The 9,062-nt window shown below is 45.6% G+C and carries 8 protein-coding genes and 1 pseudogene; 8 read left to right on the forward strand and 1 reads right to left on the reverse strand.

The window, feature by feature from the left end; all coding sequences use genetic code 11:
- Window positions 1-678: 678 nt before the first annotated feature.
- The 8 genes from AK963_RS21605 (at window position 679) to AK963_RS21640 (ending at window position 8,373) form a co-directional block, all read left to right on the forward strand.
- On the forward strand, window positions 679-1,851 hold the full coding sequence (locus tag AK963_RS21605; RefSeq protein WP_202969823.1) for a Na/Pi symporter: 1,173 nt from the start codon (window positions 679-681) through the stop codon (window positions 1,849-1,851).
- A gap of 281 nt (window positions 1,852-2,132) precedes the next feature.
- A complete protein-coding gene (locus tag AK963_RS21610) occupies window positions 2,133-3,359 on the forward strand; it encodes a lytic polysaccharide monooxygenase (RefSeq protein WP_083232831.1) in 1,227 nt (408 codons plus the stop codon).
- 239 nt (window positions 3,360-3,598) lie between these two features.
- Window positions 3,599-4,300 (forward strand): energy transducer TonB, encoded by a 702-nt coding sequence (locus AK963_RS21615; protein ID WP_175404596.1) that lies wholly within the window; start codon window positions 3,599-3,601, stop codon window positions 4,298-4,300.
- Between the two features lie 66 nt (window positions 4,301-4,366).
- A complete protein-coding gene (locus AK963_RS21620) occupies window positions 4,367-5,689 on the forward strand; it encodes a sensor histidine kinase (RefSeq protein ID WP_066017498.1) in 1,323 nt (440 codons plus the stop codon).
- Window positions 5,690-5,696: 7 nt separating this feature from the next.
- Window positions 5,697-6,260, forward strand: a complete 564-nt coding sequence (locus tag AK963_RS21625; protein ID WP_066017499.1) for a response regulator transcription factor — start codon at window positions 5,697-5,699, stop codon at window positions 6,258-6,260.
- Window positions 6,261-6,415: 155 nt separating this feature from the next.
- Window positions 6,416-7,090 (forward strand): TVP38/TMEM64 family protein, encoded by a 675-nt coding sequence (locus tag AK963_RS21630; RefSeq protein ID WP_083232832.1) that lies wholly within the window; start codon window positions 6,416-6,418, stop codon window positions 7,088-7,090.
- Between the two features lie 224 nt (window positions 7,091-7,314).
- Window positions 7,315-7,815: a LabA-like NYN domain-containing protein gene (locus tag AK963_RS21635; RefSeq protein ID WP_066017501.1), complete on the forward strand. Its 501-nt coding sequence runs from the start codon at window positions 7,315-7,317 to the stop codon at window positions 7,813-7,815.
- Between the two features lie 348 nt (window positions 7,816-8,163).
- Entirely contained in the window at window positions 8,164-8,373 is a 210-nt protein-coding gene (locus AK963_RS21640; protein ID WP_066017502.1) for a cold-shock protein, read from the forward strand.
- Between the two features lie 499 nt (window positions 8,374-8,872).
- Here AK963_RS21640 and AK963_RS35740 read toward each other — a convergent pair.
- Window positions 8,873-9,062, reverse strand: a pseudogene (locus AK963_RS35740) (IS630 family transposase); the annotation flags it as partial.

A 9,062-nucleotide genomic window follows, 5' to 3' on the forward strand; every position in this document is an offset into this window, starting at 1 on the left:
GGAAGTGCTTTTGACAACAAGAGCACTGATCCAGAGTAAGGGGCGCTGGGAACAACTTTGGTCTGAGTTCATGACTGGAAAGGTTGAAGCTAACCTATGAGTCAGTTATCAAATTGAGAGAGCACCCATTGATCCAGGTGTTTAGAACCAATACGATCTACTGTTCCTAACTGATCTGTATTTCCTTCAGGATCAGTTAAACATATAGTTGGCAGATGAGAATCCACAATTGCCATTGTTGATTGAACAGAGGATCCCGCTATTGAATAGTTCATTTATCATTATACCTTTCTAAAAAAACTAACAACCTGGAATTATCCGAGAAACTGCTTATTAATAGCCTTTCACAATGTCACAATCACTTTAGCAAGCCAGATGATTTTATGATCAATTTGGCCAGGTTAATTCATTTTCAAAATGACAACTTGCCATTGCTGCATAACTCTTCACGAGACAGCCATTCAAAGAAGTATTGCTGCGCCCTCCCCCAAAACATCCTCGCTTTTGTATAGAGTTTATCTTCCATGCTTCGGTTATTAGGTAGTTGACTAGTAATACTTCTCTTCCAAGTTAGGAGAAAATTGAATTGTGTCAATTTTGTGAAGAAATTGTCATAAAACTGTCATAAAGACTCGATATTTTTATCCTCAACTTTATAAGCACTAGGGTGCACTCTCTATGTCTGAAATGACATCTGCTTCTTCACAGGGCGCTGATTTCAAAACCATGACCACGCGCCATTACGGTCGTATCTGGCTGCGCGTTGTTTTGTGGATCTACGCTCTGCTGGTAGCTGTTAGTGTCATCGGCTCCGGCTTTAAAATGGCGGTAGGTGGCAGTGAAGCTGCGGCACAGCTGTTCAGCTTTGCCAACAATGCCATCATGGGTCTGCTGGCGGGCACACTGGCGACAGCACTCGTACAATCTTCCAGTACAGTAACGTCCGTTATTGTGGGTCTGGTCGCTGGCGGCCTGCCGGTTCATCTGGCAATCCCGATGATTATGGGTGCCAACATCGGCACAACCATTACCAATACCATCGTCAGTCTTGGCCATATTCGCTGCCATAAAGAATTCAAGCAGGCATTTGCAGCCTCCACGGTTCATGACTTCTTTAACTGGCTGGCGGTCCTGATTCTTCTGCCACTGGAACTGTTCACAGGATTCCTGAGCAAGCTCTCTGCATCCGTAGCAGGCATGCTGGTTGGTGGTCAGAATATGTCAATGAAAGGCCTGAACTTTATTGACCCGTTAACATCGCCGGCTGAAGACATTATCAAAGGCTTTGTATCTGTTCTGCCTGACAGCACGCTTTCTGGCATTGCCATGATCGGCATCGGTATTGTCCTGATCTTTTTCTCGGTGGTTCGCCTTGGCAAACTGCTCAAGAAGGTCATGGTGGGTAAAGCCAAGGATGCACTGCACAAATCCATTGGCCGTGGTCCGATCAGCGGCATTCTGTCCGGTATGACCATGACGGTTATGGTTCAGTCGTCATCAACTACCACCAGCCTGATGGTACCGATGGTTGCAAATGGTCTATTTACTGTACGACAGATGTATCCTTTCACCCTGGGCGCCAATATCGGTACAACCATCACAGCCCTGCTGGCTGCCACAGCAATCACTGGTCCTGCGGCCTTACCTGCACTGACCATCGCCATGGTGCATTTCTTCTTTAACTTCTGTGCCGTGGTTCTGATTTACGGTATCAAGTGGCTGAGGGAGATCCCGCTGTTTATGGCTGACAAACTGTCTGATCTGGCAGTTAAAAACAGAATGTACGCTTTTGCCTATCTGTTCATCGCCTTCTTCATTCTGCCAGGTATTATTATTTTCCTGACAGCTTGATTGGATAGATAGCTTTCCATACTAAAAGACCTGCTATGCTTTGACTGCACAACAGGTCTTTTTTATAGGTTATCGCTATGAAACAGAGTTTATTATTTCACTTATCCTCACTAACCAACCAAAACACCTCAGAAAAACCCACCTCTTCAGACAGATCGATCAATTTCTGCTGAATTAATCCAAAGCACCTCGCTTAAATTTGTTTTTTTAGAGCAGACTCCCTCTTCTTTACTCCGCAAAAAATCACTTTTCTACCCACATCAACAAGAGCAGTAATAACGATGATGTATTTCACCCACATTCCATATAAAAAAACATTTCTGGCAGCACTGTCCCTCTCTTTTACCGGGAACGTTCTTGCCCATGGCTGGGTATCGGCACCAAAAGCTCGACAGGTGTACTGTTATGATGATGGCGGCTACTGGACCGACTCAATTCCTAACGAGGCATGCCAGAAGGCTTTTGATCAATCTGGAGATTATCCATTTACCCAGAAAAATGAGTTTTCCGCCCTGGTACCGGACTATAACAACCAGGCTGCGGTTGAGGCCGTGATAAAGGATGGCACTCTCTGTGCGGCTGGCGACACAAAGAAGTCAGGTATGGATATCCCAGATAAAAACTGGCAGAAAACACCGATAAAACCCGGCAAGCACACGTTGAAGATTCATGTTTCCGCCCCTCACCCTAACCATTTCTTTCAAATTTATCTCAGTAAGCCCGGGTTTAATTCCGCCACACAACCTCTAACATGGAACGACCTTGAACTTATCGCAGAGCATGGGGAAAAGCAGGTAGTCAATGGTTTCTATGAGATGGATTTCACCATTCCTGAAGGCAGAAGCGGCAGTGCAGTACTTTATACACGCTGGCAACGAAAAGACCCTGCTGGTGAAGGATTTTACAACTGCTCAGACCTCCGTTTCTCTGATGATGGCGGTACTGAACCGGACCCTGATCCGGACCCGGATCCACAACCGGACCTGGTTAAACTTGGACGCTACCTCACGTTCACAAGCAACCCTGCAGAGCCAGGGGACAAAGCCCGGTTTCGCCTTAGAAATGGACAGGGAGTGGATGTCGTCAATGAAACGATTGTGATCACCGAAAAAAACGTTGATTTCACAAACTGGACCGCTGAGCTTGCACGTAAAGTCAATGACCTTCACGGTAAAACTGTACAAATAGGATTCTGGCATGACGAAATGAATCACTATATGTACGACGAAGTAAATATTTTCAAAAATGCAGTATTCGCAAAAAGTGCTGATTACTCTTACACGACGTCAGTGATTGATAAAGATGTACCGCCCCCACCATCAGACTATGATTACGTTTACCCTGACGGTATGGGCAGCTACTCAGCAGGCACAAAAGTACTGGCTCGTGATCACAACATTTATCAATGCAAACCATTCCCTGAAAGTGGCTGGTGCAATCAGGCTCCTTTTTACTATGAACCTGCAACCGGGCTTGCCTGGGATCAGGCATGGATTAGAGTCAATTAAACACACTTTCACCATCCAGAAGGTGGTCACACCTTCTGGAATCAATCAATAAGAACAGAATTTTCAGGATTACCCCTTACCAGAACACTTCGCAAATGAGTAATATTCCCCCCTTACCATGCCCTCCGGGAAGTCACATAATTCTGTGATCTCTCCAGCAGCGACTATTGATTACAATGAGCCACCACACAACAAAAAACATTATTATTGCCTTGCTGTGTTCAGTAGCTCTTCATTCAATGATTGCTTTTGCTCCAAGACACAATGAGCATGCGCTGATCAACAACAACCTGGGCACCTCTCAATTTAAACTGACCCTGGCCAGACAGACTCCTGAAGCAACTTCAGTTTTAGCGCCTCTTAAAAATGAAGAGACAAAGCAACAGATTGACAAAATACCCGAATCACAAAAGCCCCCGCGAGAGGTCAAAAAGCCTGTGGAATACCTCATTTCCAAGTCGGCCAGTCCCAATAAAGCAACGCCTTCCACAGAAGTAAAAAAAGAGGTAGCCCAAAGCTCCCCAGCCAAAAAACAGGAAGCCGAGGAAATTGCAGAACAGCAACCATCTCCCACCGTTGGGCCATCGGAACCATTGACCATTGGTAACCGCTCTGAAGGCCCCGACAGCAGCACTGAACTTCCTGCAGAAAGCATGGACAGCAATCTAATGAAGGGGTGGCAGTCGGATCTGGTGCAACGCATCAATCGACAGAAGCGCTATCCCCGTCAGGCACTTCGCCGGGGGATTGAAGGGGATGTCAAAGTAAAAGCCATGATTCACCCCGATGGCACGCTGGCAACAGCCGAAATTCTATCCGGAAACAAACAGTTTAAAGCCAGCAGTCTTCAGGCGATCAGCCGTGCCCTGCCATTTCCGCCGCCCGTAGCAGTTTCAACCCCTATAACCGTATCCTTTATTATTCATTACACAATTAACTGATACGGATAAAAAAACGTACTTTTGAGTCTAATGGTGTCAGATATATGAGCACACAGTGCAGCCTTAATGACGACACTTCAGAACAAAATACTGAACCTCTCGGTTGGTGCAGAGAACCTCAAACGCTTGTGCTGGCTACGTGGAACTCTTATCGCTTTTGAAAGTATTGTCTTTTTCCTGGCCAGCACCCATTTTGAGCTCCAGATAACCGGCCTTGTTCTGGCCTGTTTAATGATCTTTCTCCTGATCACCTGCACAATCATTCGGTTGCAGGTGTTCAAAAGAAATGTCAGCGATCAGGAGTTCTTTGTTCAACTACTGCTGGACCTTCTTTCCCAGAGTACTCTGTTATTCTTCAGTGGTGGTTATACAAATCCATTGGTATCGACTTACCTGATAACGGTCTGTATAGGCGCAGCACTGCTCCCTGGAAAATACAGCTGGGGAGTAACAATCAGTGCGGCTCTGCTTTATACCCTGCTTATGAAATGGTACGTGCCAGCAGGGCCCGATTCGAAGCTTCACTTGCCAGAACACCAACTCATGATTGACATTCACTTGCTTGGCATGTGGCTAACGTTTGTTCTAAGCGCATTTATTATCAATTACTTCGTCGAACTGATGGCGTCAGCCTTGAGAAAACAACAAAGAGACATTGCCATCAGCAGAGAACTTCAGCTGAGAGATGAAAGCATTCTTGCCATTGCGCTTCAGGCAGCAGGTGCAGCCCATGAATTGGGAACGCCATTAACAACAATGGCTATTGTTCTAAAGGATCTTCAGGACGAATACCAGAACAGCGAACTGGCTGACAGCTTGAAATTTCTCAGGGGTCAGATTGATGAATGCAAGAAAAGGCTTCAACAGTTAGTATCGGAAAGCCAATATAACGGTATTGAAAGAATTGATAGTCAGTATTTTCTTTCTAAAGTTATTCAAAAATGGCAACTCATCAGACCTGAATCCGAGCTTTATTACAACGCCGCTCAATGGCCTGCGTCAGTAATCATTCCCTGCGATCTGACACTGTATCAGGCAATAACATCCTTACTTGATAATGCAGAAGATGCCAGTCCAGGCCAGGTTTCACTGAGTGTGATACGGAGCAGCCAAAACCTGACTATACAGATCCTGGATAATGGAGTGGGCTTTCCTGATGCCCGCTCAAAGTCCCTGGAAAAATCAGTCTGTACAAAAGCAGAGGACTCAGAAGCATTATTAAGGAAACCCTATAGCTTAAAAGAAGATGGACTTGGGATTGGCTTGTTACTCAGTCAGGCCAGTATTGAACGACTTGGAGGTCAGGTACATATCTTCAGCCTGCCATGCATGGGAAGCCTTACTGAAGTTAAGCTCCCCATTATCAGTAAAAGAACACAGGAACAATAAAGCGACGATGTCCCCTGGAAAAGTCCTTGAGTCGCCTGCTATTTTGATTGCAGATGATGACCAGACCTTTTTACACACCCTCGCCACCTCACTCAGAAAAAGGGGGCTTAACCCCGTTACGGCAGACACCATTATTAAAGCAACAGCTCTACAACAAAAGCACCAACCGGCAAGTGCCGTTGTTGACCTGAAAATTGGGAGTGAGAGCGGCCTGAGACTTATTCCACTGTTACTTAGCTTCAACCCAAATATTGAGATCATAGTGCTAACAGGGTATGCCAGCATTGCTACCGCTGTCAGTGCCATTAAACTTGGGGCTAAGGACTATCTCTGCAAGCCGGTTGACACCTTACAAATACTTTCTGCACTCAATATCAGCAAAATTCCACCAGATAATGAACAATGCCCCGTCATCCCTGAAACCAGAATGCCGGTTTACCAGCTGGAATGGGAGTATCTGCAGAAAGTACTTCTGGAGCATAACGGCAATATCTCGGCCGCCGCCCGAAGCCTTGGCATGCATCGCAGGACACTTCAGCGAAAACTCAACAAACGGTCAGGTTCTCGCTGAGATTATGTAAGTATTATTGCCTCAACCCCATAGTAGCCATTACGCTTGTACGTTTTATATGCAGCGGCCAGTTATTTCCGGTGAATTGCTTATTTCTTCGTAGCTCTTTCTTGCGAGGCACTTTTTTCAGCAAGAATCGTCAGATACTCTCACTGATGGGCCTGCTCAGCATTACCTCCATCTTTGGCAGCACTCTGGTCACTACGCTCGCGATCGCCTGGCAGGACTCACTTTACACTCTATCCGCCAGCCAGTGGGCCTGGCTCTTTACTGCCAGCTCACTGACCATGGCTCTGGCCCTTACACCCTCAACTCTTATCGCCCTGATCAGTGGCTATTTTCTGGGGTGGGCAGCTTTTTTCTATATCCTGATTTCCTATCCTGCGGCTTCTGTCATCGGTTATATGGTTGGGAAATCACTGGATCATGGGAAGCTGATGAATACACTTCCTACGAACTCCCGAATTCACCTGATTCTTGACGAACTGAAACATCATCAGTGGCCGCTGGTCATTCTGACCCGGATCTCCCCAGTTCTCCCATTTTCACTAATGAATCTGGTGCTGCCCGCGATTGGCGTACGCCTTCATACCTTTCTGATTGCCGGTTTTATGGGCATGTTACCCAGAACACTGTTTGCCATTTGGGCAGGTATGCAGACAAGAGACCTGATCTCTTTACTGAAAAGCCCAACGCAAGGTAATCTGTCAGTCATTTTCATGGTGATGGTATCGATTCTTTCCATTGGAGGCCTGCTTTATCTTGCCCAGAAAGCATCATCAACCATCATGATGAAGCAAGCAGCTATTAAGGAGGCTGTCCAAGAATAGACTGCCCTATATACGGCAACAGCTCCTGTGTTGCCCTGGCTTCTGCATCCATGCAGTCGTACGGCAGAAAACAGGGCTAAAATACGGTTTTGTCCGGTAAATAGAACCACCATTCACCACTTCAAACTGTATTTTTATCCTCAATTTTCTGTCATCCTCTCTGCGGGGCCGCCTAGAAGGGCGCTATTCTCGATCAGCCTCCAAACACAGGGAGATCAAAACCTATGGCTGAAAAGAGTGTTGCGCTCTTTGTCGATGTACAGAACATCTATTACACAACTCGACAGATCTATAACAGCCACTTTGATTACAACGCATTCTGGGCTCTGGTTAGTAAAGGCAGGAAGGTCACCAAAGCCATCGCCTATGCTATTGATCGTGGAGACCCAAAGCAGCAGCAATTCCAGGACATTCTTCGAGCCATTGGCTTTGAAGTAAAGCTGAAACCCTATATTCAGAGAAGCGATGGCACCTCAAAGGGTGACTGGGATGTTGGAATAACGCTGGATGTCATGAGCTGGGCACCCAAGGCCGACATTATTGCCCTTGCTTCCGGTGATGGCGACTTTGACCTGCTATTGCAAAAGATTCAGCAGGATTTCGGCCTGCAGACTGAGGTATACGGTGTAGAGGCTCTGACAGCATCCTCTCTGATTCAAGCTTCCAGTCACTTTATTCCGATTACCCATGACCTGTTACTGCCAATCAAGAAAGCGAAAAAATAGTGAATAAGAAGCAACAAACCCCATATAAATCAAAGCATTAATTTCTTATCCAACGGGGCATTCCGGCCCCTGATTTCGGGTTAAAATTAATACGATGATTTGTTTTTAACAAACTTGATAAAATCTTTGACATCCCTTCGGACAGCTATTAGAGTTCCTATTGGCCATTATTGAGAAGAACGAAAAATCGTATCGCTTTTTGAGTACTTCCTGATCGTCACACCACTTCTTAGTTTAAGTTATGCTGCTTTGATTGCTTTACTCTTAAATAGAAATATGAAGATGTGACTACACATTGGCTTAACGCGTGTACAACGCATTTTTATAGAAATATTCAGGAGACATTGCATGTCTAAATCGACCGGAACGGTAAAGTGGTTCAGTGAAGAGAAAGGCTTTGGCTTTATCGCTCAGGACAACGGTGGTCCAGACGTATTCGTTCACTTCCGCGCCATCATCGGTGACGGCTTCAAAACTCTCGCTGAAGGTCAGGCTGTGACCTTTGACGTTGAGCAGGGCCAGAAAGGCCTTCAGGCTGCCAACGTAGAGAAAGCATAAGCTTTTCCCTTTTGGGAAAACAGAAAAAGAGCACCACAAGGTGCTCTTTTTTTATGCGCTAATTTTCCCAGCTTATCATCGGAAAAATCAAATGATCACTGGGCAGCATACAGGCAGAAAAGAGGACTAAAGCGATACAATGGCGACATAGAAGCCTCCATCCAGTGGCGGTCAGGCGAATGGAATCAAAAACCTGTTTCAATTGATCCAATATTTAAGGCAGAAGAAAAACTTGATCGAACCACTTTGTTCTTTCTGCTTTAAACCTCTATTAAAAGTTAACATATTCCTCTATTCCAAATACCCTCTTCATTGATCATCAGACACCTGCCGACTGTTTGACGGACAGTTAAAATCATCTATTTTTTTAGCAGCGACTCGCTTTTTTGCTTTCGTGGATACTTATCAGTTTTCTGTCAAAAAACCTCGTATGTTTTTAAGCACTGCCAGCGTGTGGCCATCACCGCTGCATGCTACTTATACCAATTGAATTTTCTAACTACTGTATAACTGCCCAATCACGGGAGCACAGACTGAACAGTCGACCAGCTTCGCTGCAAAGGTTATTCCAAGCTTCACAGCAACAATCTACAATATTTTCATAACCTGAAAATGCTTTGTTTGATAAGTCATGCTCCCGCATCCACTCCCATAGCCTTTCTGAGCTGTTTAACTCCGGTGCGAATGGT

This window comes from Endozoicomonas atrinae (assembly GCF_001647025.1).
GTDB classification, from domain to species: Bacteria; Pseudomonadota; Gammaproteobacteria; order Pseudomonadales; family Endozoicomonadaceae; genus Endozoicomonas; species Endozoicomonas atrinae.

Bases quoted from the DNA above. Each gene is read 5' to 3' on its own strand.
- AK963_RS21605 (WP_202969823.1), top strand. From the start codon at position 679: ATGTCTGAAATGACATCTGCTTCTTCACAGGGCGCTGATTTCAAAACC.
- AK963_RS21610 (WP_083232831.1), top strand. From the start codon at position 2,133: ATGATGTATTTCACCCACATTCCATATAAAAAAACATTTCTGGCAGCA.
- AK963_RS21615 (WP_175404596.1), top strand. From the start codon at position 3,599: ATGATTGCTTTTGCTCCAAGACACAATGAGCATGCGCTGATCAACAAC.
- AK963_RS21620 (WP_066017498.1), top strand. From the start codon at position 4,367: ATGACGACACTTCAGAACAAAATACTGAACCTCTCGGTTGGTGCAGAG.
- AK963_RS21625 (WP_066017499.1), top strand. From the start codon at position 5,697: ATGTCCCCTGGAAAAGTCCTTGAGTCGCCTGCTATTTTGATTGCAGAT.
- AK963_RS21630 (WP_083232832.1), top strand. From the start codon at position 6,416: ATGGGCCTGCTCAGCATTACCTCCATCTTTGGCAGCACTCTGGTCACT.
- AK963_RS21635 (WP_066017501.1), top strand. From the start codon at position 7,315: ATGGCTGAAAAGAGTGTTGCGCTCTTTGTCGATGTACAGAACATCTAT.
- AK963_RS21640 (WP_066017502.1), top strand. From the start codon at position 8,164: ATGTCTAAATCGACCGGAACGGTAAAGTGGTTCAGTGAAGAGAAAGGC.